The organism is Variovorax sp. PEI5, from assembly GCF_056679935.1.
Window position 1 is genome coordinate 2867626 of sequence record NZ_CM155257.1, and the last position, 25406, is coordinate 2893031.

Here is a 25406-nt window from a genome sequence, read left to right on the forward strand (position 1 = left end):
CCTTTCCTAGAATGCCGCCGGATGGAAAGCATCGACAAGTTTGACCTGGCCATCCTGCAGGAGTTGCAGGCCCACGGACGCCTGACCAACGCCGAGCTCGCCCAGCGCGTGGGCCTGTCGGCCGCGCCATGCTGGCGCCGGGTGCGCGCCCTGGAGGAGTCGGGCTTCATCAAGGGCTATCACGCCGAGATCGATCGCCGCAAGATCGGCCTGGGCGTGCTGGCCTTCGTGCGGCTGGACACCGAGCGCGCCAACAGCGAGGTCACGCGCAAGATCGAGGAGGCGATCCGCAAGCTGCCCGAGATCGTCGCCTGCCACTACATCAGCGGCACCGGCATGTTCGAGCTGCAGGTGGTGGCGCAGGACCTCGACGCCTTCTCGCGCTTCGCGCTCAACAGCCTGATGAACCTGCCCAACGTGAAGGATCTGCACACCAGCTTCTCGCTGGGGGAGGTGAAGTCTGGGTCGGCGCTGCCGCTGGGGCATCTGCGCATCAGGTGACCCGCATCGGGCGTCATGCGCGCCACCCGGGCGGCCAGGGTGCGAGGCGATCGGCGATGTCGGTCCACAATCCCTCCTCGATGCCGCCCCTTTCCCCCGAAGAATCCCCCATCCCCGCCATGCGCGCCGAGCCGGCCCGCATCGGTGCCCTGGTCCCCCTGAAGCTTCCCGTCTTCCGCATGCTGTGGAGCACCTGGCTGATCGCCAACGTGTGCATGTGGATGAACGACGTGGCGGCGGCGTGGATGATGACCTCGCTGACCACCTCGCCGATCTGGGTCGCGCTGGTGCAGACGGCCTCCACGCTGCCGGTGTTCCTGCTGGGCCTGCCCAGCGGCGCGCTGGCCGACATCCTCGACCGGCGGCGCTGGCTGATGGCGACCCAGTTCTGGCTGGCCGGCGTGGCGATCGTGCTGTGCGGGGCCGTCGCACTGGGCTGGCTGACGGCGCCATTGCTGCTGGCGCTCACGTTCTTCAACGGCATCGGACTGGCGATGCGCTGGCCGGTGTTCGCGGCCATCGTGCCGGAGCTGGTGCCGCGCGCGCAGCTGCCCGCCGCCCTGGGCCTCAACGGCATCGCCATGAACGCCTCGCGCATCATCGGCCCGCTGGCCGCCGGCATGCTGATCGCCAGCGCGGGGTCGCTGTGGGTGTTCGTGCTCAACGCGGTGCTGTCGGTGGCCTCGGGCTTCATCGTGCTGCGCTGGCGGCGCGAGCACACGCCCAACCCGCTCGGGCGCGAGCGGCTGATCGGCGCGATGCGCGTCGGCGTGCAGTTCGTGCGCCAGTCGCAGCGCATGCGCGCGGTGCTGGCGCGCGTGTCGCTGTCCTTCCTGCACTCGACCGCGCTGCTGGCGCTGCTGCCGCTGCTGGCACGCGGCCTGGAGGGCGGTGGCGCCGGCACCTTCACCTTGCTGCTGGCGGCCATGGGCTCGGGCGCCATCATCGCGGTGCTGTTCCTGCCGCGCCTGCGGCAGACCTACGAGCGCGATGCGCTGGTGCTGCGCGGCACCTTGCTGCAGTCGGCCTCGACCGCCGCGATGGCGCTCGCTCCCAATGCCTGGATGGCGGTGCCGGCCATGATGCTGGCCGGCATGGCCTGGATCGCGGTGGCCAATTCGCTGTCCGTCTCGGCCCAGCTGGCGCTGCCGGACTGGGTGCGCGCGCGCGGCATGTCGATGTACCAGATGGCGATCATGGGCGCGAGCGCGCTGGGCGCCGCGCTGTGGGGGCAGATCGCCACCGTCGGCACCCTGCAGCTGAGCCTGCTGGTCGCCGCCGTCAGTGGCGTGCTGACGATGCTGCTGGTGCTGCGCTTCGTGGTGGACGGCGGCACCGACGACGATGTCAGCCCGGCGCGCGCCGGCTGGGCCGACGCGCCGGCCGATGCGCATGCGTCGCCCGGCGAGGGGCGCCTGGTGATCACGGTCGAATACCTGATCGATCCGGCCCGCGCCGATGCCTTCCTCGACGTGATGCAGCAGACGCGGCGCACGCGCCTGAGCGAAGGCGCCATCGGCTGGGAGCTGCTGCACGACATCGCCGAGCCGGGCCGCTACCTGGAGCAGATCGTCGATCCCTCCTGGACCGATCACCTGCGTCGCTTCCAGCGCGCCACCGCCGCCGACCTGGCGCTGCGCGAACGCCGGCTGGCCTTCCACCTCGGCGAGGAGCGCCCGCGCGTGACGCGCTACGTCGTGCGCAGGTAGCGCCGGAGCCGGAGCCGGAGCCGGAGCCGGAGTTGGCGCGGGCCGGGGGCCACGGGCTTCAGCCGGCCTCGCCGTCCTTTGCGGAGCTGGCCGGACGCGGCAGCCACGACAGGCCGGCGCTCGTGCCGCCGGTCACGGCGCCGCGCCGGGGACGGTATTCGCAGCCGATCCAGCCATCCCAGCCGCATTGCGCCGACACCTCGTCGATGACGTCGAACAGGTAGGGGTAGTTCAGTTCGCCCCGATCGGGCTCGTGGCGCTCGGGCACGCCGGCGATCTGCAGGTGGCCGACCCGGCCGGTGGGCAGGTACTGGCGGATCTTCATCGCCACGTCGCCCTCGACGATCTGGCAGTGGTAGAGGTCCATCTGGACCTGGAGGTTGGGCGCGCCGACGGCCTCGACGATGCGGTGCGCCTGCGCCTGGTGGTTGAGGAAGAAGCCCGGGATGTCGCGCGGGTTGATCGGCTCGATGAGCAGGTCGCGCCCGGCCGCCCGCGCCGTTTCGGCGGCCCGGCGCAGGTTGTCGACATAGACCGCCTCGGCGCTGGCGCGATCGACATCGGCGGGCAGCAGGCCGGCCATCACGTGGATGCGCGGGCAGTCGAGCGTCTCGGCGTAGTCGAGCGCCCGGGCGATGCCGGCGTGGAATTCCCGCTCCCGGCCCGGCAGGCAGGCCAGGCCGCGCTCGCCGCCGGTCCAGTCGCCCGGCGGGCCATTGAACAGCACCTGTCGCAGACCGTGCTCGCGCAGCCGGGCGGCCAGTTCGCGGGCCTCGAATTCGTAGGGGAAGAGGTACTCGACGGCCTGGAAGCCATCCCGCGCCGCCGCCTCGAAGCGATCGAGGAAGTCGAGCTCGGGGTAGAGCATGGAGAGATTGGCGGCGAAGCGGGGCATGGCCTGTCAGTCCTTCTTCACCGGCAGCTCGATGCCGGGGAAGATCTTGATGACCGCGCTGTCGTCCTCGCGCGCGAAGCCGGCGCTCGAGGCCTGCATGAACATCTGGTGCGCGGTGGAGGCCAATGGCAGCGGAAACTTGCTGGCGCGCGCCGTGTCGAGCACCAGCCCCAGGTCCTTGACGAAGATGTCGACGGCGGACAGCGGCGTGTAGTCGGCCGCCAGCACGTGGGCCATGCGGTTCTCGAACATCCAGCTGTTGCCCGCGCTGTGGGTGATGACCTCGTAGAGCGCCGCGGCATCGACGCCCTCGCGCAGGCCCAGCGCCATCGCCTCGGCCGCGGCGGCGATGTGCACGCCGGCGAGCAGCTGGTTGATGATCTTGACCTTGCTGCCGGCGCCGGCGCGGTCGCCCAGGCGGTAGACCCTGGCGGCCATGGCGTCGAGCAGGTCGCCGCACTGTTCGTAGGCGGCCGGGGTGCCGGCGGTCATCATGGTCATCTCGCCACTGGCGGCCTTGGCGGCGCCGCCCGAGATCGGCGCGTCGAGGTAGAGCACGCCAAGCTCGGCCAGCCGCGCCTCCAGCGCGATCGACCAGTTCGGGTCGACCGTCGAGCACATCACGAAGACGCTGCCGCGCGGCAGGGCGGCGGCGGCGCCGTCCGGGCCGAACAGCACCGCCTCGGTCTGCTGCGCGTTGACGACGACCGAGACCAGCACGTCGCAGCCGACGGCCAGCTCGGCCGGCGAGGCGCAGGCGGTGCCGCCCTCGGCGGCGAAGTCGCGCGCGACTTCCGCCCGGACGTCGAAGACGCGGATCGCGTGGCCGGCGCGTCGCAGTGAACGCGCCATGCCGCCGCCCATGGCCCCCAGGCCGATCAGTCCGATGGTTTTCATGCGGACCATTGTGGCGACCACCCCGGGCCCGCCGCCAGCAGGAAGACCCGGGGATGAGGTCGCGATCGCGTGCGGCTCAGAGCCCGATCAGGCCGCCGTCGTTGCGGGTGATGACGACGGTCGCCGAACGCGGGCGGGCCGTGCCGCCATCGGGCCAGTGGCTGCCGAAGCTCGCCGGGTTGGCGTAGTTGGGCGCCGTGTCCTCGCCCGGATGCTGGATGTTGACGAACAGCGCCCGGCCGTCGCCCGACTCGGCGATGCCGGTGATCTCGCATTCCTTCGGGCCGACCAGGAAGCGGCGCAGGCCATCGGTGCCGGGTGCCTTGCCGACGATCGTCGCCTGCGTCGCGGTGGTGGCGCCGTCGACGTTGGTGATCGTGCGGGCGGCGCCGTCGCCGATGCGGCCGGGCAGGGCGGCCAGCAGCATGCAGTTGGTGACGTCGGTGTAGGCGCCGTCGTCGGTCTCCAGCCACAGCAGGCCGGGGGCCGCCTGGCTGAACCACATGCCGTCGGGGCTGGAGAAGTCGTTGCTGGCGTCCAGCGCCGAGATGTTGATGTCGCGCGATGCCGTGGCGCGGGCGCCGAAGAGGTAGACGTCCCACTTGAAGGTGGTCGCCGCCGGATCGGTGCCGTCGTCGGCGAAGCGCACCACGTGGCCGTTGGGGTTGCCGCGCTGGGCCGTCGCCGCCGTTCCCTTGGGATCGTTGTAGAAGCGCGGATTGGCCGCGTCGGTCGCGGTGACCGGACGCGAGGCCGCGTTGGTGTTGGTCAGCGTGACATAGACCTCGCCGGTCTTCGGGTTCACGGCGGTCCACTCGGGGCGGTCCATCTTGGTGGCGCCGGCGGCATCGGCGGCCAGGCGCGTGTTGACCAGCACGTCGGCCGCGTCGGCGAAGGCATAGGCCGCGTTGGCGGCGGTGATGCCGTTCACGCCCAGCTTGATCTCCAGCCAGCGGCCGGTGCCGTCGGCGTTGAACTTCGCGGCATAGAGGCGGCCGTCGTCCATGTACTTGTCGCCGGCGGCGATGCCACCGCCGATGTCGGCCGCGTCCCAGTTGCGGGTCGAGACGAACTTGTAGATGTACTCGTTGCGCGAATCGTCGCCCATGTACCAGACCAGCGGCTTGCCGACCACGACCGGGCCCAGGCAGGCGCCCTCGTGGTTGAAGCGGCCGAGCGCGGTGCGCTTCCTCGGCGTCGAGGTCGGAGCGAAGGGATCGATCTCCACCACCCAGCCGTACGTGAACGCGCCATTGCGATAGTCGGCGGTGGCCGAGGCGCCCAGAGCCTCGGTGTTCCAGCGGCCGTAGAGGCCGTCGGCGGTGTCGGGCGTAAGCGTGGCCCACAGCTCGCGGCCGTTGCCGGCGACGCCATAGCGCGCGAACGAAGCGAGTTCGCGCGCCGTGCGCTTGGCGTTGTCGGTGGCGGCGACGCGGCGGAAGTAGCCGGCCCAGTTCTCCTCGCAGGTCAGGTAGGTGCCCCAGGGCGTGGTGCCGTTGGCGCAGTTGTTGACCGTGCCGCGCACGCGGCTGCCATCGGGCGAGTACCTGGTCTTCACCGCGTCGGTGCGGGCCACCGGGCCGGAGAAGGCCATGTCGGTCAGCGTATGGACGCGGCGGTTGAAGGTCGAGGCCTGGCGATAGCTCCAGGCGCCGTTGGCGCCGCGGGCGGTCTCGATCACGCTGACGCCGTGCAGGTAGAACTCGCGCAGCACCTCGTCGGCCACCGTGCGCACCTGCTGGGTGCCGCTGCCGCTCGTGGTCTGGCCGGTCGCATGCAGGAAGGCCGGCGTGATGGCCTCGTGGTTCATCACCAGCAGGCCGCGGTCGGCCGCCGTGGGGCTCCAGCGGCCATTAGCGTCGACGCCGAAGAAGGTCATGCCGTCGTGGTGGTCGCCGGCGCGGCGGTCGTAGGTGGCGGCGGCATCGGTGCCGTCGTTGGCATAGGCGCCGACGCCGGCGGCGATCGGATCGCCCAGGCGATAGAGCACGCTGGCGGTGTAGCCGGCGGGCACGGCGACGGCGTCGGCCAGGTTCTTGGCGACGGCATTGAAACCGAGCTTCTGCGCCACCGGAGCGGGAGCGGGGGCCGGAGCCGGGGCCGGCGCCGGGGCGGGAGCGGGCGTGGGCGTGTCGTCGCTGCCGCCGCCGCAGGCGCTCAGCAGGGCCGCGCCGGCGGTGCCGACACCCAGGCCGAACAGCCGGCGCCGGCTCAGGCGCGTGGCGACGAGGCCGTTGAAGTCGGGATTGGCGGTGGTGTTGTAGCCGATGTCGTCGGGGTCGATCGTGGCGGTGTGGGAGGGCTTCGGATTCATCTGTGGGACTTTCGGGGGAAGTGCGGTCGGTGTCTGGTCGAGGCCCGTACGCTAAGAGCGCCTTGTGACGATTCCGAGGCAATGGCCTCCGGTTTGTCGGGAGACCTTCATCCGCCTGTCACGAAGTCCTGGCACCGGCGCACGAAAGCGGCGGACCAACGAACGAACGGCCGCTTGTCGGCGGCCGTCGTCGGGGGCGGGCGTGGCCGGGGCGGCCGGCGCGCGGGTCGTCAGCTCCTGCGGGCGCCGACGGAGAACTGCACCGGATCGGCCGTCAGGTAGCCGACGGCGGCGCCGAAGCGGTCCTTGTAGTTGGCGCGGATCAGCGGATCGAGCTGGCCCTTGACGGTGTTGTGGATGCCGCCCCAGTCGCCCGCGTGCTGGAAGTTGCTCATGACGTAGGTCCAGCCATTGAGCTCGTCGACCGCATGCAGGCCGGTCGATTCGCCGCCGGCGGGGATCGACATCACGCGCGACAGCAGCCGGGTGTCGACGTTGTAGGCCCACAGGAAGTTGTTGACGTGCTGGCCGCTGTCCTCGCCGATGAACAGCGTGCGCATCTTCTCGGAGAACTTCAGGTTGTCGGGGTTGGCGATCCGGTCGGGGTTGGCGGTGTTGCCCAGCGCATCGGCCGCGATGTCCTCGCCCACCAGCAGGGCGCGGGTGCGCGTGGGCACCCAGTCGCTGGCGATGGCGGTGCCGTCGGTGTCCTGCTGGCCGCCGGCGAGGTCGTGCGCCATCACGCCGCCAGCGCCGAGCTTCCTGGGCAGGGCGATGTTCGTGGCCGCGCTCCAGCCCTTGCCGCCGCTGACCATCGAGTCCTGGATGTTCTGCAGCGCCGAGTAGGCGACCTTGTCCCTGATGTTGACGGTGGTGCCTTCCATCTTCGTGAAGGCCATGCTCGCACCCTTGAGGTTGGCATAGCGATGGGTCTCCAGGAAGGCGGCGGCGCGCTCCATGCCGGGCTTGAGCCTGACCCAGTTGGCCACGCCGTCGACGAACAGCTTGGTGTAGGTGGCATCGGCCGGGTCGGTGGTGGCCACCGTCATGATGTCGGTGGCCTTGAGCGTGTTGGCCAGCTGCTCGATCTCGGCGCTGGTCGCGTGGCCGAGCCTGATCCAGTTGATCTTCGTCGCGGCGGCGGCCGGGTCGATCGAGTAGCCGGTGTCGTAGCGCGCGACATAGAGCGTGCCGGCCGAGAGGTCGCGCTCCCGGTCGGCGACGAACATGAAGAAGCCGCCGTTGGTGTAGTCGTCGCCCATGATCGCGGTGCGGTTGTCCGGCATCACCTGGATCAGCTCGTGCGAGATGCGGCCCATGCAGTAGTGCTTCTTCACGCTGCCGGTGCCGTCGGGGTTGACCGTGACTTCGGGCAGGTGCCCGTAGTGATAGGGGTTGGCCGTGGTCTCGTCGCCGAACACGTTCCGGCTGAAGGCCTTGAAGCGCGTGGTGCCCGAGGCGGTGACGGCATCGGGCTCGTACTCCTCGCTCGAGAGGTGCGTGCCCCAGGGCGACAGGCTGGCGCCGCAGGTGATCCACAGGCCGTGGACGGCCGAGGTGTCGACGTTGTGGTACTTCACCAGGCTGAGCCTGCCGGTCGTCTGGTCCTGGTCGAGCGTCAGCACGGCGATCGGCGAGGGCAGGGTGCCATAGGTGTCGTTGCCGCCCTGGTCGCGCGTCGTGTACTCGAACTGCACCACCGCGAACACGGCCTTGCCCTTGATGCCCGTCACGGTCGGGTTGGCCACGGCCAGCAGCGAGGTGCCGTCGGGCGAATCGGAGAAGAACTGGCGCTCCTTGCCGGCCACCGAGGCATCGATGATGGGCTGGTTGCGGATGTCGTAGTAGCCGCCCGCCAGGACGCGGCCGCCCTTGCCGTCGGGGAGCTGGTCGCCGGTGACGAAGAAGGGCTGGTAGGCCAGCTTGTAGGTGGTGCTGCTGCGGTCGTCGTAGGCGATGGTCAGGGTGGAGCCGACCGTCGTGGTGGCCATGGCCGCCGGCGCGCTCAGGGTCGGCGCGGCCATGCCGCTGAAGGTGGCCGACACGTAGTTGGGCGCCGCCGTGGCCGTGGGCGCGGTCGTCGGGGCGGTCGCGGCCGGCACGGGCGCGGCATCGGAATCGCCACCGCCGCAGGCGGCCAGCAGCGCGCTGCCTCCGAGCGGCAGGAAGGGCGCGGTGAAGAACTTGAGCGCCTGGCGGCGCGACGTGGGGCGAACGACGGAATCTGTCATGTTGTTTTTTCCTGGATCGTGGAGGGTGCGCGAGCCCCGGGGCCTCGGGTCGGCCCACGGGATCGACGCCGGGCGACGATAGGAGCGCGGGATGACGCCCGCGTGACGGCCGCAGCCGCCGTTCTCAGTGGCCGTTCATTTCGGCCACAGCGCCCACAGCCGCAGGGGCTGGTTCACCGTCGCCGCCAGCCGGCCGGCGTCGTTGCCGGTGCCGGCGAAGAAGTCGGCGCGCACCGCGCCGACGATGGCACTGCCCGTGTCTTGCGCCACCACCAGCCGGGCGAGCTGCACCGACGGCCCCGGCGATGCCAGCCAGACCGGCGTGCCATACGGGATGCTGTCGCGGTCGACCGCGATGGAGCGCCCCGGCGTCAGCGGCACGCCCTGCGCGCCACGCGGACCGGAGGCGGCATCGACGCCATTGAGCGACTCCTCGCGGAAGAACACGTAGCGCGGGTTGCTCCACATGAGCTCCTGGACGCGCAGCGGGTTCTGCGCCACCCAGGCCTTGGTGTCGTCGGGCCAGCGGCTCACGCGCGTGGCGCCCTGGCCGATGAGCCATTGCTGGATGCTGCGGTAGGGCTGCTCGTTGGTGGCCGCGAAGGCCACGCGCACGGTGCGCTGCGAGCCATCGGGCTCGGCGATGCGCAGGCGCCCCGAGCCCTGGATGTGCAGCATCATGGCGTCGACCGGATCGGCCATCCAGGCGATCTCGCGGCCTCGCAGGCCGGCCTGCACCTCGGGCAGGGTCTCGATCTGCTGGCGCGTGTACCACGGCCGGCGCGGCACCAGGCCGGGCGGCGCGGCATAGATCGGCACGTTGAACTGCATCGTCGGTCGACGCGAGGCGTCGTAGACCGGCTCGTAGTAGCTGGTGAGCTGGCCGTCGCTCAGGCCGGTGTGCGACTCGACGCGATAGGGCTGCAGGCGCTCGATCATCCACTGGCGCTGGGCATCGGCATCGGCGATGGCCAGGCGGCGCACGTCCTGGCACAGCGGAGCGAAGACGGCGTTGGGCCGCGCGCAGTTCGAGACCATCGCCGCCCAGGCCTCGTGCGTCGGATCGTCGGCGAAGCCGGGCAGCTCCGACCAGGCGACCGGGACCCAGCGGCTCTTGGGATGCGTGAGCGAGATGTTCAGCGGCCCTGGCGGCGGCACGGTGCCCGCGCCGGCGCCATGGGCGCCGGGCGCGTTCTCGAGCCGCGTGCCCGTCGAGCATCCCGCCAGCGTTGCTACGATCGCCAGCCCCGCCAGCCACCACCGGAGTCCTTGTGTCATGGGTCTGATTCTGCTTGAAGCCTTAGGTGCCCTCGTGCTGCTGGTGGTGATCGTCTGGTGGACGATGTTCGCCGGTCGCCGGCGTGGCGAGATCGCCGATCCGCCGGCTCCCGACACGCCCGCCGGGCCGGCCGCCGCGCCACCGCCGGCCGGGCGCGATCCTTCCCTCCCGGGCGATTGAGAGCGGGGTCGGGCCTGTCGGGCAAGAGCGCATCGTGCCGTCGGGGAACCGTCGATCCGCTATCGGAAAAATAGCACCGAATCCAGGATCCATGAGGCTCGCGGGAGTATCGTCATCAAGACGAGCGATCGGTGGCGGTGGCGCCGGAGGTCGTTCGACGCATTTGGTCGGGATAATGAGACGTCCGTGCCGCGGCTTGTCCGTGGCGTTGTAACCACTTCGTTTTCAAAGAGATTGCCATGAAAAAACTCGTCCTCGCCACCGCCGCCCTCGCCGTCGTCCTCACCGGTTGCGCCGGCATGACCGACACCCAGCGCAACACTGGCATCGGCGCCGGTGCCGGTGCCCTGGGTGGCGCGGCGCTCGGTTCGATCACGGGCGGACGCGCCGGCACGGGCGCGGCCATCGGCGCTGGCGTCGGTGCCCTGGGCGGCTACCTGTGGTCGCAGCGCATGGAAGCGCAGAAGCGCGAGATGGAAGCCGCCACCCGTGGCACGGGCATCGGCGTGACGCAGACCGCCAACAACGAACTGAAGCTGGCGATCCCGAGCGACGTCTCGTTCGACACCGGCCGCTCGGCGATCAAGGCCAACTTCGCGCCGGTGCTCAACCAGTTCGCCAACGGCCTGCGCAACAACCCGAATGCCGAGGTGCGCATCATCGGCCACACCGACAACACCGGCAGCGACGCCATCAACAACCCGCTGTCGGTCGATCGCGCCGCCAGCACGCGCGACTACCTGATCGCGCGCGGCGTGCCATCGACCGCCTTCCGCATCGAAGGCCGCGGCTCGCGCGAACCGATCGCCGACAACGGCAGCGATGCCGGCCGGGCCCAGAACCGCCGCGTCGAGATCTATGTCGGAGAGCGCGGCTGATCCTGCGGCTGCGCCGTCCGTGCCCCTGGCGGCGCGGACTTGAGATGGACGGGCGCTAGAGACCTCGCAGCAGGTTCGCCAGTTCGACGGCCGAGCGCACGGCCATCTTGTCGAACACGCGGGCGCGGTGGACCTCGACCGTGCGTACGCTGATGGCGAGCTGGTCGGCGATGAGCTTGTTGGGCAATCCCTCGACGATCAGGCGCATGACGTCGCGCTCGCGCTCCGACAGTTCGGCCACCTGGCGACGCAGCTGCTGGCGCTCCTCGCCAGCGCGCAGGGCCCGCAGGGAGGCGCCGAGCGCGCGCTCGATGCGATCGACCAGGGCGTTGTCGGAGAACGGCTTCTCGCAGAAGTCGAAGGCGCCACGCTTGACCGTCTCGACGGCGGTCGGCACGTCGGCATGTCCCGTGAGGAAGATCACCGGCATGGTGTCGAGCAGGTTGCGCTCGGCCAGGCGGTCGAACAGCACCAGTCCGCTGGTGCCGGGCATGCGCACGTCCAGCAGCAGGCAGTGCGGCTCCAGCGGCAGCCGCGTGTCGTCGAGATAGCTCTCGAAGGCATCGGCACTGCCGAAATGCTCGCTCGCCAGGCGGCGCGAGCGCAGCAGCCAGGCGAGCGCCTCGCGCACGCTGGCATCGTCGTCGACGATGAAGACCAGACCTTGGATCAGGGGTTGCATGGCATTCGAAGGGGAGGGAATCGGGGGCGGGTGCTGATTCAGGCCACCGGCAGGGTGAAGCGGAACGTCGTGCCGCGTGGCGCGTGGGGCTCGAACGCCAACACGCCGCCGTGCTGCTCGACCACGGTGCGGCACAGGCTCAGGCCCAGGCCCATGCCATCGGGGCGGGTGGTGAAGAAGGGCGTGAACAGACGCGCCGCGACATCGTCGGCGATGCCGCTGCCGAAGTCGGTGACCGAGAAGCCGAGCCAGCTGCGCGTCTCGCTCGCGCCCGAGCGCGCCACGCGCAGGCGCAGCACGCGCGAACGGCAGTCCGGCGCATCCATCGCCTGCATGCCGTTGCGCGCCAGGTTGAGCAGCACCTGCTCGACCAGCGTGCGGTCGCACAGCACGGGCGGCAACGCCTCCTCCAGGGAGATCTCGACGCGCACGCCCAGCTTGCGCGCCTGCAGGTGCACCAGCGGCAGCACGGCGTCGAGCAGCGCCTGCGGCGCCACAGGCTCGCGCGTGCGGTCGCGCCGGCGTACGAAGTCGTGCACGCTGCGGATGACCTGGCCGGCGCGGTCGGCCTGCTCGGCGATGCGGCGCACCGCCATCGCCACGTCGCTCCGGTCGACCCCGGGCAACGGCGTGGTCCGGTCCTGCATGCCATCCTGCAGCAGGTTGAGCGAGCCGGTCGCATAGCTGGCGATGGCGGCGAGCGGCTGGGTCAGCTCGTGGCTCAGGAGCGAGGCCATCTCGCCCACCGTCGCCAGCCGGGCGCTGGCCTGCAGCCGCTCCTGGCTGGCGCGCGAGAGTTCCTCGATGCGGCGCTGCTCGCCGATGTCGACGAAGGCGCTCATCCAGCCGGTCTGCTGGCCCTGCGCGTTCATCAACGGCGCCTCGAAGATCAGCACCGGGAAGCGCGAGCCGTCCTTGCGCATGAAGACCGACTCGAAGCCCTCGCGCGGTGGCATGCCGCCGGCCAGGCGCAGGTTCTGGCGCTTCTGGTATTCGTGCGCCAGTTCGGTCGGCCAATAGGGCGATTCGTCGGCGTCGGCGGCCATGATCTCGGTGGCGCTGAAGCCCACCATCTCGCAGAAAGCGGGATTGACGTAGGTGGTGCGGCCCCGCGTGTCGCGCGCGCGCATGCCGGTGATGACCGAGTCCTCCATCGCCTTGCGGAAGGCCAGCGCGTCGGCCAGTTCGCGCTCGGCGCGCAGGCGCCGCCGGGTGTCGCTCGCCAGCAGCGCCAGCACCGACACCAGGGCGATCGAGATCGCCGTGACCAGGCCGGTCAGCAGGTTGGGAAACACATCGGGCGCCGCGCGCCAGCCATCCACGCGCAGGGCGAGCGAGGTGTTGGCGAGATCGATCTGCTGGCGCGCCGTGAAGACCCGGCTGCCGCTGCGCCGCGCGGTGCCGACCGAGGCGAGGCGCGTGCCGTCGAGTTCGGTGAACGACACCTCCTGGCCGCGTCGCAGGGTCGGTGCGACCAGCTCGATCAGCACGTCGCGCAGCGCGTAGATGGCCACCAGGTAGCCGCCGCCGTCCACCGGCACGCACACCGCCATCACTTCCAGGCCGCTGGTGCCGGGCAGGGGGGCATAGATGCTGGAAGAGTAGGCGGCCGCGCCGAGCCGGCCGGTGGCGCTGCACGCCGCCAGCGCGCTCTCCTCGAGCGCGGCCTCGGCGCCGGCCGAGGACGGCGTCTCGGGCGCATCGGTGCGCCGGATGCGATAGGGCGTGTCGGTCGTCGCCACGCGGGCCAGGAGTTCGTCGCGCCATTCGAGCCGCAGCCATTCGCGGTGGCCGCGCATCAGCGCCGCCGATTCGGCCGGCCAGCGCTCGCGGTCGAGCCCGTTGGCCTGCAGCGCGCGCAATCCCTGCACGTTGCGCTGCAGCCCGGTGCGCAGGTCGGCGGCGGCATCGGCGGTGTCGCGGTCGAGTATCTCCTGCACCTGCTCGGCCTCGTGGCGCCCGGCCAGCCAGACCACGGTGGCCAGCAGCACCAGCACCAGCACCGCCAGCACGACCCACAGGAACCACCGCTGCCACACCGCGCGCAGGCTCAGGAAGGCCTGGCCGCCGATGCGGATCGCCAGGCGCGTGGCGAGGTTCTCGCGCCGTGGCGGCGAGGCGTCGGCGGCGGGGCGGGCGGCATCGAGCGGCGTCGCCCCGGCGCTGTCGAGCGGCGTCACGCGCGGCTCCGCATTCAGAGCACGGCGTGCGAGAGCGCCGGCAGCTGCGCGCGGGCGGCGGCGATCTGCTGCGCCTCGAGGTCGAACGTCACCACGCCCTCGCCATTCGCCCGCTGGGCGACGACGCGGCCCCAGGGATCGACCACCAGCGACTGGCCCCAGGTCTCGCGGCCGTTCTCGTGCCGGCCGCCCTGCGCGGGTGCCACGACCCAGGCCAGGTTCTCGATGGCGCGGGCGCGCAGCAGCACCTCCCAGTGCGCCGAACCGGTGGTGTGCGTGAACGCGCTGGGCACCAGCAGCAGATCGGCGCCGAGGCGGGCCAGCGCGCGATAGAGCTCCGGGAAACGCAGGTCGTAGCAGACCGACAGGCCGATGCGCCAGCGATGGCCATCGCGCGCCGGCAGCTCGAACAGCACCGGCTGGTCGCCCGCGGTCACCACGCGGCGTTCGTCGTGGCGCTCGGTGCCATTGTCGAAATGGAACAGGTGGATCTTGTCGTAGCGCGCCACGCACTCGCCCGTGGGCGCATAGGCCAGCGAGGCGTTGAAGACATGCGCGTCGTCGCCGGTCTCCAGGGGCAATGTGCCGCCGACGATCCACAGGCCGAGCTCGCGTGCCGTGGCGGCCAGGAAGTCCTGCACCACGCCCGCGCCCGGCCGCTCGCGCAGGGCCAGCTTGTCGGTGTCGCGCGCGCCCATGATGCAGAAATACTCCGGAAGCACGGCGAGCTCGGCGCCCGCCGCGGCGGCTTCGGCCAGCAGGATGCGGGCATGCGCCAGGTTGGTGGCGCGGTCGATGCCCGACACCATCTGGATGGCGGCGACTTTCATGGCGATTTCTCCTTCGGCGCGTCACCGGCCGAGAGGGCACGGCGCGGGACGCGGGTGATTTTCGGATCGGCCCAGGTGCCCTCGATCTGGAACTCCTGCGTGGCCGCGGCCGACAGCGGCCGGCTCAGCAGCCATTGCGCGAGGAACGTGCCCAGGCCGACGACCGGATTGATGGCGGTGGCCACCAGGGCGGCGGTGCCGGCCGTGATCTCCGGCACCACCACCACCCGCAGGTCCTGCGTCTCGCGCACCAGGTCGGCCGTGCCGTCCATCAGCACGGCGGCGTTGACGCCCTTCATCTGCAGGTTGTTGGTGCTGGCGCGCCCCTGCGCGATCCGCGCGTCGCCGCGCACGATATCAAAGGCGAAGCCTTCGCTGAAGACATCGCGGAAGTCCAGCACCAGCCGGCGCGGCAAGGCCTGCAGGTTCAGCACGCCGAGCAGCTTGGCCAGGCCCGGATCGGCCTTGAGGAACTGCCCGTTGACGACCTCGATGTGCAACTGGCCGTCCAGGCTCGCGGCATCGAGCGACAGCGGCGAGCCGCGCCAGCCGACCTCGCCGGCGAGCGAGCCGCGGCCGCGCCGGATCACCCCGGGCATGCCGAAGCGCGCGAGCAGGGCGCCCGCGTCGGCCATCTCCAGCTGGAAGGTCATGTCGGTGCGGCGCCGGTCGGACGCGGCGGCCTGGGCGTCGCCGGCGGTGGCCCACGAACCCTGGGCCGTGAAGCGGGTCTCGGCCATGGTGAAGGCGAGCCGGTTGAGGCGCCACTCGCGCCGCGCGCCACCCTGGTTGACGGCATCGATCTCGGCGCGGCCGAGGTGCCGGCCGAACAGCTCGAAGTCGTCGACCACGATGTCCAGCGCCGGCAGCGTGCCGGGCTGCTCGTCGAGCAGCGACTCCACGCCCTGGGCGGTCTCGCCCGGCGCGATCTTCAACCGGGCCAGGCGGGCATGCAGGCGGCCGGCCTGCGCGGTGTTGTATTCCACATAGCCGCTCAGCTCGGTGGCGTCGACGTTGGCGCGCCAGAGCGATCCCTCGCGCGAGCCGCCGAGCACCACCTCGTGCAGCGTGCGCCCGCCACCGATGGCCAGCGCCTGCGTCCGCACCGCCACGCTGGTGGGCAGGTAGCCGGCCGCATCGGGATCGGCGCCGCGCGCGGACGCGGTGCCCGTGGCGCCGGCGGGGCCGGGAGCCGCCGCCGATTCGTCCACCAGGGCCTGCCAGGCCGGCACGCTGAACGCGGGCAGGGCGAGGTCGAACAGCACGCCGTCGTCGGGCAGGGCCGGGCCCGTGCCATCGCGTCGCACCGCGCCGATGCCGAGCGCCCCGCGCAGCACGCGGGTGCGATCGCTCGACACGTCGCGCACGTAATGCGCCGAGGCGACGTCGCCGAGGGTGGCCGACAGGTCGTCGTGGATGCGCGGCGCCCCGTCGACGGTATCGCGCAGCACCACCTTCTGCTCGATGCGCAATGGCAGCACGGTCCCGCTGGTCTTGGCGAGCGGCGCCGGCAGGTCCAGTCCCAGTCCCTGCAGACTGCTCGCGAAGGTGAATTCGGGGACGCCGCCGCGCAGGGCGAAGGTGGCGTCGTAGCGGGCCGCGCCGGTCGCGCGCCGTGCCACGGCGGCCAGCGCGGGGACCTCGCGCAGGGCGCGCAGGCCCTCGGCGGTGGCCTGGCCCTGGGCGCCGAACTCCAGCTCGGCGCCCGCCGTGCCGCCATAGCGGCCCCGGCCCTCGATGCGCGCCTCGCCGCCGGCCAGGCGGGCCTGCACGTTGGCCAGCGAGAAACCGCTCTCGGTGAAGTTCAGGGTGCCGCGCGCCTGGGTCAGCACGGGTGCCTGCGGCATCAACCGCAGGTCGTTGCCGCCCAGCGTGACGCCGGCGCGCACGCGGGCCTGGTGCATTGCTTCCAGGGGCAGCTCGATGCGCAGGGCGTAGTCGGCGGCGCCGGTGGCATGCATGCGCCCGATCGCCGCGGCGCCATCGCCCAGCAGCGGCGCGCCGACCTTGAGCAGTTCGTCCAATGGACCCTTGGCCAGCGCGTCGATCTCCAGCACCGGCGCGTGGTGCGCCATGTCGGCGATCCGCACGTCGGCCTTCGTCACCTCGATGCCCGGAGCGCCCGCCAGACGGCCGCGCGCATCGCGCACCTGGAGCCCCGCGCGCTCGAAGATCAGTTCGCCCGACACTCCCGTCAGCCCCGGCCATGGCGCCGCCTTGCCAGTGGCGACGGACGACGGCTGCACATAGGCGTAGTCGACGCCGGTGACACGCGCGGCGATGCGGAACTCGCCCTGGCGCGCGCGCGCGATCTCGGCGGCGCTGGCCGTGCGTTGATCGGCGACTGGCACGCCGGCGAAGGGCACGTCGTGCAGATCGCCCTTGACGCGGAAGTCGACGCCCGTGGCCACGCCGCGCGTGACCGTCTCGCGCACGTAGTCGCGCGTGTGCCTGGGGATCGAGAGCGGCAGGTAGCGGGCCACGCGCGTGCCGTCGGCCCGCGTCAGCTGGCCCTGCAGATCCAGCACGCCCGGGAAGCGCGAATGGCTGCCGGAGACGGCCGGGTCGGCGGTGCGCCAGCTCGCCTGCGCCTCGCCGGCGGCATCGGCATTGGCCAGGCGCAGCTTCGTGACCTGCAGCTGGGCCCGGTCGCCATCGAGCTTCCATTGCAGCTGCGCCGACAGCATGTCCAGCGGGATCACCGGTTCCTCGAAGATGCCGGGGAAGTCGAGCGTGCCCTGCGCGATGGCGAGCGATGCGCTGCCGCCCTGGTGGCCGAAGTCGAAGTCGACGGTGGCGCCGCTCAGGCCGGGCGTCCGGTTCGCGGGTTGCGCGGCCAGGCTCAGGCCGCTGGCGCGCCCCCGCGCCTGGTAGCGCACGGGAGCGGCGAGCGGTCCCTGCCAGTTCGTGTCGATGGCGTCGATCACGCCGCGCGGCGCATAGGCGGCGATGGCGCGATGCGTCGTCTCGCCCAGCGGCAGCCGGCCGGCGATGAGCGCCAGGGCGGCCAGGTCGAGCCGGTCGGCCTTGAAGGTGCCGCGCTCGGGACGTCGCTCGCGACCCGGCGTGTGGCTGAACGAGAGGTTGCCGCCCGGCCAGCGCAGGCCGTCGGCGGCCTCGAACTGCAGCCGCTGCGTCGACACCTCCAGGCCGCCGTCGTCGTCGCGGCGACCGGCCAGGCGGCCGGTGACGGCGCGCAGCACCAGCGGCGACAGGCCGTCGCCGAGCGAGGCATCGATGCGATCGAGCGCCAGGTCGACGGCGCCGCCGCTCGGGCGGCCCCGGCGCACGTCGATCCAGGCGCGCAACGCGCCGCTGCCTTCGCGGATGCGCGCGTCGAGCGTCACGTAGCGGCCCAGGCGCTGGACGTCGATGCGCGGCAGCTCGGCATAGAGCTCGCCATTCCAGGTCTGCCAGTGGCCGCTGCGCACCGACAGCAGCGGCTGGCGGAAACGCCCGCGCAGCGTGAAGCGCTCGCCCCAGCCCTCGGGCGGCGTGGCATCCAGCCGCAACGCATGGCGCAGGCCGCCGTTGCGGGCGGCGAAGCGGACATCGGTCAGCAGCAGCGGTCCGCTGCCCCGGCGCTCGTCGGTCCAGCGCACCGTGCCGCCTTCGACGATCACTTCGCGCTGGGCGAATAACCAGTCGGCCGCGCGACCCTCGCCGCTGGTGTCGGTGGTCTGGACGTCGAGCCCGGCGACGTGCAGCCGGCCCTGCGCGTCCATGCGGACGTCGAGCTGCGGCTTCTCCAGGTAGAGCTGCTCCAGGCTCAGGCGCCAGAGCGAGCGGGGCGACACGCTGGCCACCACGCGCGCGAGTCGCAGGGCCTCGCGTCCCTGCGCGTCCCGCAGCGTGACGCCGCCGAGTTCGATGCTGGGGAAGATGCCATCCGAGCGCGCGGTGATGGTGGCGATGCGAACGGGTACCCCGATGGCGCGTGTGGCCTGGGTTTCCAGCAGGCCTCTGACCTCGCCGATTCGCGGCACAATCCAGCCGTGTAGGACAACGACCGACAGCGCAAACAGCAACCACGCGGCGATCAGCAGACCCAGCAGCCAGCGCGCCAGCGCGGTGGTGAACCTGAGCAGCCGTGAGGGAGAGGATGCCGGGTCGTTCATTGAGGATCGCTGTGCCAGGAATTATGACTCCCAGCCTTTCCAAGGGCCCCGATCCGGCCGCCCTTCCGCCCACGGGGCCTTCGGCCCTCGCGGCCCATTCCCGCTTCGTCCAGCGCCTGCGTCGGCGCTATGCCGGCGAGCTCGCGCTGCTGCCGGCGGGCGAGCCGCGTCGTGCCGCCATGCAGGCCACCTACGACGTGCTGCGCGCGCGTGGCGACGATGCCGGCGTCGCCCTGCGCATCGTGCGCCAGCTGGTGATGGAGCGCCTGGTGGTGCTCGACTGCGAACGACAGGCGCCGTTGGCCACCGTCACCGACGCGGTCACCGAACTGGCCGAGTTCGCGCTCGACATCGCCTGCCGCGAGAGCTTCGCCGAACTCGACGCGCGTCATGGCGCGCCATCGCGCCCGGATGGCGGCCGCGCCCAGATGTGGGTGGTCGGCATGGGCAAGCTCGGCGCGCGCGAACTCAACGTGTCGAGCGACATCGACCTGATCTATCTCTACGACCACGACGGCGAGACCGCCGGTGGCGCGGAAGGCCGCGGGCGCATCTCCAACCACGAGTACTTCGCCTTCGCCGTCAAGCGCATCTACGCCCTGGTGGGCGACACCACCGAGCACGGCTTCGTCTTCCGGGTCGATCTGGCGCTGCGGCCCAACGGCAACTCCGGGCCGAGCGTGGTCTCGGTCGACGCGCTGGAGGAATACCTGCAGGTGCAGGGCCGGGAATGGGAGCGCTTCGCCTGGATGAAGAGCCGCGTGGTGGCGCCGCGGTCGGTGATCGACGACGGCTCGGCGCAGGCGCTGCGCGCCGTGGTGCTGCCCTTCGTGTTCCGGCGCTACCTCGACTACGCCGTGTTCGACGCCCTGCGCGTGCTGCATCGCCAGATCCGGGAGCAGGCGGCGCGCCGCAGCGCCGGCCGTCCCGAGCGCGCCAACGACGTCAAGCTCTCGCGCGGCGGCATCCGCGAGATCGAATTCACGGTGCAGCTGCTGCAGGTGGTGCGCGGCGGGCAGTTCCCCGAACTGCGCACCCGTCCCACGCTCGATGCCCTGCAGCGCCTGGCACGTGCCGGCCTCATGCCGCAGGACACCGCCGATGCGCTGGCGCAGGCCTATGTCTTCCTGCGCCGCGTCGAACACCGCATCCAGTACCTCGACGACCAGCAGACGCACGTGCTGCCGGTCGAGGATGCCGATGTGCGCTGGATCGCCGCCAGCCTCGGCTACCCGGACTGCTGCGCCTTCCTGATGCAGCTCGACACCCATCGCGAGGTGGTGGCCCAGGAGTTCGACCGCCTGCTCGGCGGCGCGCCCCGGTGCGTCGGCTGCAATGGCGGCGCGCGCGCGGCGACGCCACCGGCCGATCTCGAGGATCTCGTGGCGCGCCTGCCGGTGGCCTTCCGGCAGCGCGTCGAGCACTGGCGCGGCAATCCGCGCATCCTGGCGCTGCGCGACGAGACCCGCGTGCGGCTGCGCCAGCTGGTGCAGCGCACCGGCGACTGGATCGGCACCCCGGCGCCGGGCGAGGCGGGTGGCGAGACCGCCGCCGCCGAGGCCCTGGCGCAACGCAGCGAGGCCGCCCTGCGCTGGGCCGACTGGATCGAGCCGCTGCTGCGGCGGGAGAGCTATCTCGCGCTGCTGGTGGAACGGCCGGCCGTGCAGGCGCGCCTGCTGGGCCTGCTGGCGGCGGCGCGCTGGCCGGCGCGTTACCTGCTGCAGCATCCGGGCGTGATCGACGAGCTGGCCAGCGACGAGATGCTCGAGGGCCGCTTCGATGCCACCGAGTTCGAGCGCGAACTGGAGCGGCGCCAGGCCTCCCTGCGCCGCACCGGCGAGGACGACGAGGAGCGGCTGCTCAACCTGCTGCGCCATGCCCATCACGCCGAGGTCTTCCGCACGCTGGCACGCGATGTCGAGGGTCGCATCACCGTCGAGCAGGTGGCGGACGACCTGAGCGCGCTGGCCGACACGGTGCTGCGCGTCACGGCGCGCTGGTGCTGGCAGCACGTGCGCGACCGGCACCGCGAGACACCACGCTTTGCGATCATCGGCTACGGAAAACTCGGGGGCAAGGAACTTGGCTATGGCAGCGACCTGGACATCGTTTTCGTCCACGAGGACGACGACGAGCGTGCCGGCGAGGTCTATGCGGCCTATGTGAGGCGACTCATCAAATGGCTGTCGGTGAAGACGCGGGAGGGCGACCTGTTCGAGATCGACACGGCGCTGCGCCCGAACGGCAATTCCGGCCTGCTGGTCACCAGCCTCGCGGCCTACGAGAAATACCAGCTCGGCCGCGGCGGCAACACCGCCTGGACCTGGGAGCACCAGGCCATGACGCGCGCGCGCTGCATCGACATGACCGATGCGACCTTCGGCGAACCGGCCTTCGGCGCCGCGCTGGGCGCGCACTTCGATCGCATCCGGGAAGCGGTGGTCACCGCGCCGCGCGACCGGGCGGCCTTGCGCCAGGAGATCGTCGCCATGCGCGCCAAGGTCCGTGCCGCCCATCCGGTGAAGCCCGGACGCTTCGACGTCAAGCACAGTCCCGGCGGCATGGTGGATGCCGAGTTCGCGGTCCAGTTCCTGGTGCTGTCGCAGGCGCACGCGCATCCCGAACTGGTGCCCAACGTCGGCAACATCGCCTTGCTGCTGCGGGCCGAGGCGGCCGGTCTGTTACCGCAGGACGTCGGCCGGCGCGCTGGCGCGGCATATCGCGAACTGCGGCGCATCCAGCATCGCGCCCGCTTGAACGAGGAGCCGACCTCGGTCGCCCTGCCGGCACTGGCGCTGGAACGCGAGGCGATGCTGGCGCTGTGGAAGGCCGTGTTCGAGAGTCCGTGAATCCGGCCCGCCGGGCCGGGGGCCGGGGGCCGGGATCCGTGGGCCGCCGTCGGCGGCCACGGTGCGGTGCTCAGGCGCCCTGGTATTCCTGCTTCGAGCCGAGCGACGTGGCGATTTCCTTGCGATAGCGGTTGAGCTCCTGCACGCTCTTGAAGCTGCGGTTCATCAGCAGGCTCAGGTTGTGCAGGATGCGCTCGCCGACCTTGGTCTCCCAGGCGGCATCGAACTTGATCTGGTTGTCGAGCCAGTGCTCCAGCCAGTCGGGGTCGGGCATGCGACTCTGGATGGTGTCGTTCGGGAACAGCGCCTTGCTCACGTGCAGGTTGGTCGGGTGCAGGGCCTGCGCCGTACGGCGCGCACTGGCCATCAGCACGCCCACCTTGGTGAAGGCGCCGCGCGCCTCGTCGCCGAATTTCTCCAGGGCCCGCTTCATGTAGCGCAGATAGGCGCCGCCATGGCGCGCCTCGTCCTGGCTCAGCGTGGTGTAGATGTGCTTGATGACGGGTTCGGTGTGCCATTCGGCGGCACGCCGGTACCAGTGGTTCAGGCGGATCTCGCCGCAGAAGTGCAGCATCAGCGTCTCCAGCGGTGGCGCCGGATCGAAATCGAAGCGGATGTCGTGCAGTTCCTGCTCGGTCGGCGCGTGCTGCGGAGCAAAGCGCTTGAGGTATTCCATCAGCACCAGGGAGTGCTTCTGTTCCTCGAAGAACCAGATCGACATGAAGGCGGAGAAATCGCTGTCGTGCCGGTTGTCCCGCAGGAACATCTCCGTGGCCGGCAGGGCGGCCCACTCGGTGATGGCATTCATCTTGATGGTCTGGGCCTGCTCGTCGGAGAGCTTGTCGCCTTCGAACTTGTCCCAGGGGATGTCACGGTCCATGTCCCAGCGGACGGATTCGAGTTGTCTGAAAAGTTCCGGATAGAGCATGGGGATCCTTCGTGCGCTGACGGAAAGAGGAAAAATCACGCGGGACACGCGTGGAAGCGTAGCCGAGCCACAGAAGTTAACAGGATATGTCGACGATTCTGCGACGAAACACCGCCATTCGACACAAGACCATTCCCTCCGAATGTGGCCTGCGACGACGAAAGACCGTCAGCCTGGACCTCCTCGATCCGACTGCGGCGATGGCCCGGGACCACGTGGGGCGGATTCATCTGGTCACAAACAACGGTCCGGAACCAGGGAACCCGCGCCACGGACCCGCGCTCCATTCGACAGGCGGCATGGATGGCGCCCGATGCTTTTCATGCTGCGAAGCCTGCCGGTCGCTCGCGCGATCGCTCGAAATCCCGGGATGATTCCTCCTCCCTCCTCTTTGTGCCGGGGCGCTTCGCAGCATTTTTATTCGATGTGTGGACATGGATGGGGGCGTGCGCGGGCAGCGGCAATGTCCCGATGGCGTCCCGGGCCGCGCGCCGGACGGCCCGGAATCGGCGCCCTACAATGCCGGGCGACGTGAGCGGCCCCTGTCGCTCGGGTTGGCCGCAAGGTCCGGCTTCCTCGTCGTCGACTGCGACTCCGACGCGGACGTTCCGACCCACCCCTCCCTTTGTTTCTGCTGGAGATTCCCTTGTTCATTTCCTCTGCCTTCGCCCAGGCCGCACCCGCCGCTTCCACCGGTGGCGACCTGATGTCCTCGCTCGGGAGCATGCTGCCCCTGGTGCTGATGTTCGTGGTGCTGTATTTCGTCATGATCCGGCCGCAGATGAAGCGCCAGAAGGAGGCGCGCGCCATGATCGAAGCGCTGGCCAAGGGTGACGAGGTGGCGACCGCCGGTGGTCTGCTCGGCCGCATCACCTCGCTGGGCGATCAGTACCTCGGCCTCGAGATCGCCAATGGCGTCGAGATCCGCGTGCAGCGCACCGCCGTGGTCCAGGTCCTGCCCAAGGGCGCGATCAAGTAAGCCGTCTCCGGCCGCCCTTTCCCCACGCGGCACTGCCGCAACATCGATGCGATCATGAACCGTTATCCGGTCTGGAAGTACGCGATCCTCGTGATCGTGCTGCTGGTGGGGCTCGTCTATGCCTTGCCCAATTTCTTCGGCGAGGCGCCGGCCGTGCAGGTCTCTGCGGCCAAGTCGACCGCCAGGGTCGACGCGGCCACCCAGGCCCGCGTGGAGAGTCTGCTCAAGGACGGGGGACTGGTGCCCGACATGCTGACGCTCGATGCGAACTCGGTGCGTGCCCGCTTCGCCACGCCGGACGAGCAGCTCAAGGCCCGCGACGTGCTCCAGCGTGGTCTGGTGCCCGATGCCAATGATCCCGCCTACGTGGTCGCCCTCAATCTCGTGCCCCGCTCGCCCGCCTGGCTGAGCGCGCTGCATGCGTTCCCCATGTATCTGGGCCTGGACCTGCGCGGTGGCGTCGACTTCCTGCTGCAGGTCGACATGAAGGGGGCCATCGACAAGAAGGTCGAATCCTTCGCCAGCGACCTGCGCACGTCGCTGCGCGACAAGGGCATCCGTGGCAGCGCCGTCAACCGCAACGCCCAGGCGGTCGAGATCCGCCTGCGCGACGCCGCCAGCGCCGAAGCGACCCGGCGCCTGCTGCAGGACCAGTTCCCCGACCTCGCGGTCGCCGACAGCCAGGACGCGACCGGCTGGCTGCTCACCGCCACCATCAAGCCCGAGGCGGCGCGCCGCCTGCAGGACGCCGCGCTCAAGCAGAACATCACGACGCTGCACAACCGCATCAACGAACTCGGCGTGGCCGAGCCGGTGATCCAGCAGCAGGGCCTCGACCGCATCGTGGTGCAGCTGCCGGGCGTGCAGGACACCGCCAAGGCCAAGGACATCCTCGGCCGCACGGCGACGCTGGAGATGCGGCTGGTCGACGAGAGCGCCGAGGGCCGTGCCGCCGAACTCGGCACCGGTCCGGTGCCCTTCGGCTCCGAACGTTTCCTCGACCGCCAGGGCCGCCCGGTGATCGTCAAGAAGCAGGTCCTGGTGACCGGCGAGAGCCTGACCGACGCGCAGCCGGGCTTCGATTCGCAGACCCAGCAGCCCAAGGTCGACCTGACGATGGACGCCAAGGGCGGCCGCATCATGCGCGACGTCAGCCGCGAGAACTTCCGCAAGCGCATGGCGATGCTGATCTTCGAGAAGGGCAAGGGCGAAGTGCTGACGGCGCCGTCGATCAACGGCGAGCTGGGCAACCGCTTCCAGATCTCGGGCTCGATGAACGTCGTCGAGGCCAACGACCTCGCGCTGCTGCTGCGTGCCGGCTCGCTGGCCGCGCCCATGGAGATCATCCAGGAACGCACCATCGGTCCCAGCCTCGGCGCGGACAACATCAGCAAGGGCTTCCGCAGCGTGGCCTACGGCTTCCTGGCGATCATGGTCTTCATGTGCGCCTACTACGCGCTCTTCGGTGTCTTCTCCTCGATCGCCCTGGCCGTCAACCTGATGCTGCTGGTGGCCATCCTGTCGATGCTGCAGGCCACGCTCACGCTGCCGGGCATCGCCGCCATGGCGCTGGCCATCGGCGTGGCGATCGACTCCAACGTGCTCATCAACGAGCGCGTGCGCGAGGAGCTGCGCAACGGCGCCTCCCCGCAGGCGGCCATCCATGCCGGCTACGAGCGCGCCTGGGGCACCATCCTCGACTCCAACGTGACCACCCTGATCGCCGGCATCGCGCTGCTGGCCTTCGGCTCGGGTCCGGTGCGCGGCTTCGCGGTGGTCCATTGCATCGGCATCGTGACCTCGATGTTCTCGGCCGTGTTCTTCTCGCGTGGCCTGGTGAACCTCTGGTACGGCGGCAAGAAGAAACTCAAGAGCGTGTCGATCGGCACGGTCTGGCGCCCCAAGGCCGACGGCTCCGCCGTGGCCGAGGCCCACTGACAGCAAGCCCGATCACAG

17 protein-coding genes are annotated in these 25406 nt (G+C 70.8%); 7 read left to right on the top strand and 10 right to left on the bottom strand.

The genetic code is table 11. From position 1 onward, the window contains the following. Positions 1-21 precede the first annotated feature (21 nt). Positions 22-501: an Lrp/AsnC family transcriptional regulator gene (locus tag AC1MLT_RS13225; RefSeq protein WP_481032660.1), complete on the top strand. Its 480-nt coding sequence runs from the start codon at positions 22-24 to the stop codon at positions 499-501. 80 nt (positions 502-581) lie between these two features. Next, positions 582-2210, top strand: a complete 1629-nt coding sequence (locus tag AC1MLT_RS13230; protein WP_481032661.1) for an MFS transporter — start codon at positions 582-584, stop codon at positions 2208-2210. A gap of 58 nt (positions 2211-2268) precedes the next feature. On the opposite strand, the gene otnI is transcribed toward AC1MLT_RS13230, so the two are convergent. The 5 genes from otnI to mltA all read right to left on the bottom strand — a co-directional run bounded on the left by otnI (position 2269) and on the right by mltA (position 9825). Then, on the bottom strand, positions 2269-3105 hold the full coding sequence (gene otnI / locus AC1MLT_RS13235) for a 2-oxo-tetronate isomerase (RefSeq protein ID WP_481032662.1): 837 nt from the start codon (positions 3103-3105) through the stop codon (positions 2269-2271). A 6-nt stretch (positions 3106-3111) separates the two neighbouring features. Next, complete coding sequence (gene ltnD / locus AC1MLT_RS13240; protein WP_481032663.1) at positions 3112-4002, bottom strand: L-threonate dehydrogenase; 891 nt, start codon at positions 4000-4002, stop codon at positions 3112-3114. Between the two features lie 76 nt (positions 4003-4078). Then, on the bottom strand, positions 4079-6316 hold the full coding sequence (locus AC1MLT_RS13245; protein WP_481032664.1) for a PhoX family protein: 2238 nt from the start codon (positions 6314-6316) through the stop codon (positions 4079-4081). A 230-nt stretch (positions 6317-6546) separates the two neighbouring features. Beyond that, entirely contained in the window at positions 6547-8547 is a 2001-nt protein-coding gene (locus AC1MLT_RS13250) for a PhoX family protein (protein ID WP_481032665.1), read from the bottom strand. A gap of 135 nt (positions 8548-8682) precedes the next feature. Continuing rightward, positions 8683-9825: a murein transglycosylase A gene (gene mltA / locus AC1MLT_RS13255; RefSeq protein ID WP_481032666.1), complete on the bottom strand. Its 1143-nt coding sequence runs from the start codon at positions 9823-9825 to the stop codon at positions 8683-8685. Here mltA and AC1MLT_RS13260 point away from each other — a divergent pair. Together AC1MLT_RS13260 and AC1MLT_RS13265 are read left to right on the top strand one after the other, a co-directional pair. Next, positions 9824-10006: a hypothetical protein gene (locus AC1MLT_RS13260; protein WP_481032667.1), complete on the top strand. Its 183-nt coding sequence runs from the start codon at positions 9824-9826 to the stop codon at positions 10004-10006. The genes mltA and AC1MLT_RS13260 overlap by 2 nt on opposite strands. A gap of 239 nt (positions 10007-10245) precedes the next feature. Continuing rightward, on the top strand, positions 10246-10884 hold the full coding sequence (locus AC1MLT_RS13265) for a YiaD family glycine zipper/OmpA-like lipoprotein (RefSeq protein WP_481032668.1): 639 nt from the start codon (positions 10246-10248) through the stop codon (positions 10882-10884). Between the two features lie 55 nt (positions 10885-10939). Here the strand turns inward: AC1MLT_RS13265 and AC1MLT_RS13270 are convergent, their stop codons facing one another. The 4 genes from AC1MLT_RS13270 to AC1MLT_RS13285 all read right to left on the bottom strand — a co-directional run bounded on the left by AC1MLT_RS13270 (position 10940) and on the right by AC1MLT_RS13285 (position 18694). Further along, positions 10940-11566 (bottom strand): response regulator transcription factor, encoded by a 627-nt coding sequence (locus AC1MLT_RS13270; protein WP_481032669.1) that lies wholly within the window; start codon positions 11564-11566, stop codon positions 10940-10942. Positions 11567-11604: 38 nt separating this feature from the next. Beyond that, positions 11605-13644: a sensor histidine kinase gene (locus AC1MLT_RS13275; RefSeq protein ID WP_481035015.1), complete on the bottom strand. Its 2040-nt coding sequence runs from the start codon at positions 13642-13644 to the stop codon at positions 11605-11607. A 116-nt stretch (positions 13645-13760) separates the two neighbouring features. After that, a complete protein-coding gene (locus tag AC1MLT_RS13280; RefSeq protein ID WP_481032670.1) occupies positions 13761-14576 on the bottom strand; it encodes a carbon-nitrogen hydrolase family protein in 816 nt (271 codons plus the stop codon). After that, positions 14573-18694 carry a YhdP family protein gene (locus tag AC1MLT_RS13285; RefSeq protein WP_481032671.1) on the bottom strand — a complete coding sequence of 1374 codons (4122 nt, stop codon included), beginning with the start codon at positions 18692-18694 and terminating at the stop codon, positions 14573-14575. The genes AC1MLT_RS13280 and AC1MLT_RS13285 overlap by 4 nt, the downstream gene beginning before the upstream one ends. A 23-nt stretch (positions 18695-18717) precedes the next feature. On the opposite strand from AC1MLT_RS13285, the gene glnE reads away from it, so the two are divergent. Next, positions 18718-21543: a bifunctional [glutamate--ammonia ligase]-adenylyl-L-tyrosine phosphorylase/[glutamate--ammonia-ligase] adenylyltransferase gene (gene glnE / locus AC1MLT_RS13290; RefSeq protein ID WP_481032672.1), complete on the top strand. Its 2826-nt coding sequence runs from the start codon at positions 18718-18720 to the stop codon at positions 21541-21543. Positions 21544-21613: 70 nt separating this feature from the next. Here glnE and AC1MLT_RS13295 read toward each other — a convergent pair whose 3' ends face one another. Beyond that, the gene (locus tag AC1MLT_RS13295; RefSeq protein WP_481032673.1) at positions 21614-22471 is read right to left on the bottom strand and encodes a ferritin family protein; all 858 of its coding nucleotides are present in this window, start codon (positions 22469-22471) and stop codon (positions 21614-21616) included. A 646-nt stretch (positions 22472-23117) separates the two neighbouring features. On the opposite strand from AC1MLT_RS13295, the gene yajC reads away from it, so the two are divergent. Together yajC and secD are read left to right on the top strand one after the other, a co-directional pair. Further along, positions 23118-23450 (top strand): preprotein translocase subunit YajC, encoded by a 333-nt coding sequence (gene yajC, locus AC1MLT_RS13300; protein ID WP_481032674.1) that lies wholly within the window; start codon positions 23118-23120, stop codon positions 23448-23450. Positions 23451-23504: 54 nt separating this feature from the next. Further along, on the top strand, positions 23505-25388 hold the full coding sequence (secD, locus tag AC1MLT_RS13305) for a protein translocase subunit SecD (protein WP_481032675.1): 1884 nt from the start codon (positions 23505-23507) through the stop codon (positions 25386-25388). The last annotated feature ends 18 nt before the right edge of the window (positions 25389-25406 follow it).

Bases quoted from the DNA above. Each gene is read 5' to 3' on its own strand.
- AC1MLT_RS13270 (WP_481032669.1), bottom strand. From the start codon at position 11,566: ATGCAACCCCTGATCCAAGGTCTGGTCTTCATCGTCGACGACGATGCC.
- AC1MLT_RS13230 (WP_481032661.1), top strand. From the start codon at position 582: ATGCCGCCCCTTTCCCCCGAAGAATCCCCCATCCCCGCCATGCGCGCC.
- AC1MLT_RS13225 (WP_481032660.1), top strand. From the start codon at position 22: ATGGAAAGCATCGACAAGTTTGACCTGGCCATCCTGCAGGAGTTGCAG.
- AC1MLT_RS13245 (WP_481032664.1), bottom strand. From the start codon at position 6,316: ATGAATCCGAAGCCCTCCCACACCGCCACGATCGACCCCGACGACATC.
- ltnD (WP_481032663.1), bottom strand. From the start codon at position 4,002: ATGAAAACCATCGGACTGATCGGCCTGGGGGCCATGGGCGGCGGCATG.
- otnI (WP_481032662.1), bottom strand. From the start codon at position 3,105: ATGCCCCGCTTCGCCGCCAATCTCTCCATGCTCTACCCCGAGCTCGAC.
- AC1MLT_RS13260 (WP_481032667.1), top strand. From the start codon at position 9,824: ATGGGTCTGATTCTGCTTGAAGCCTTAGGTGCCCTCGTGCTGCTGGTG.
- AC1MLT_RS13280 (WP_481032670.1), bottom strand. From the start codon at position 14,576: ATGAAAGTCGCCGCCATCCAGATGGTGTCGGGCATCGACCGCGCCACC.
- AC1MLT_RS13250 (WP_481032665.1), bottom strand. From the start codon at position 8,547: ATGACAGATTCCGTCGTTCGCCCCACGTCGCGCCGCCAGGCGCTCAAG.
- secD (WP_481032675.1), top strand. From the start codon at position 23,505: ATGAACCGTTATCCGGTCTGGAAGTACGCGATCCTCGTGATCGTGCTG.
- AC1MLT_RS13265 (WP_481032668.1), top strand. From the start codon at position 10,246: ATGAAAAAACTCGTCCTCGCCACCGCCGCCCTCGCCGTCGTCCTCACC.
- AC1MLT_RS13285 (WP_481032671.1), bottom strand. From the start codon at position 18,694: ATGAACGACCCGGCATCCTCTCCCTCACGGCTGCTCAGGTTCACCACC.
- mltA (WP_481032666.1), bottom strand. From the start codon at position 9,825: ATGACACAAGGACTCCGGTGGTGGCTGGCGGGGCTGGCGATCGTAGCA.
- glnE (WP_481032672.1), top strand. From the start codon at position 18,718: ATGACTCCCAGCCTTTCCAAGGGCCCCGATCCGGCCGCCCTTCCGCCC.
- AC1MLT_RS13295 (WP_481032673.1), bottom strand. From the start codon at position 22,471: ATGCTCTATCCGGAACTTTTCAGACAACTCGAATCCGTCCGCTGGGAC.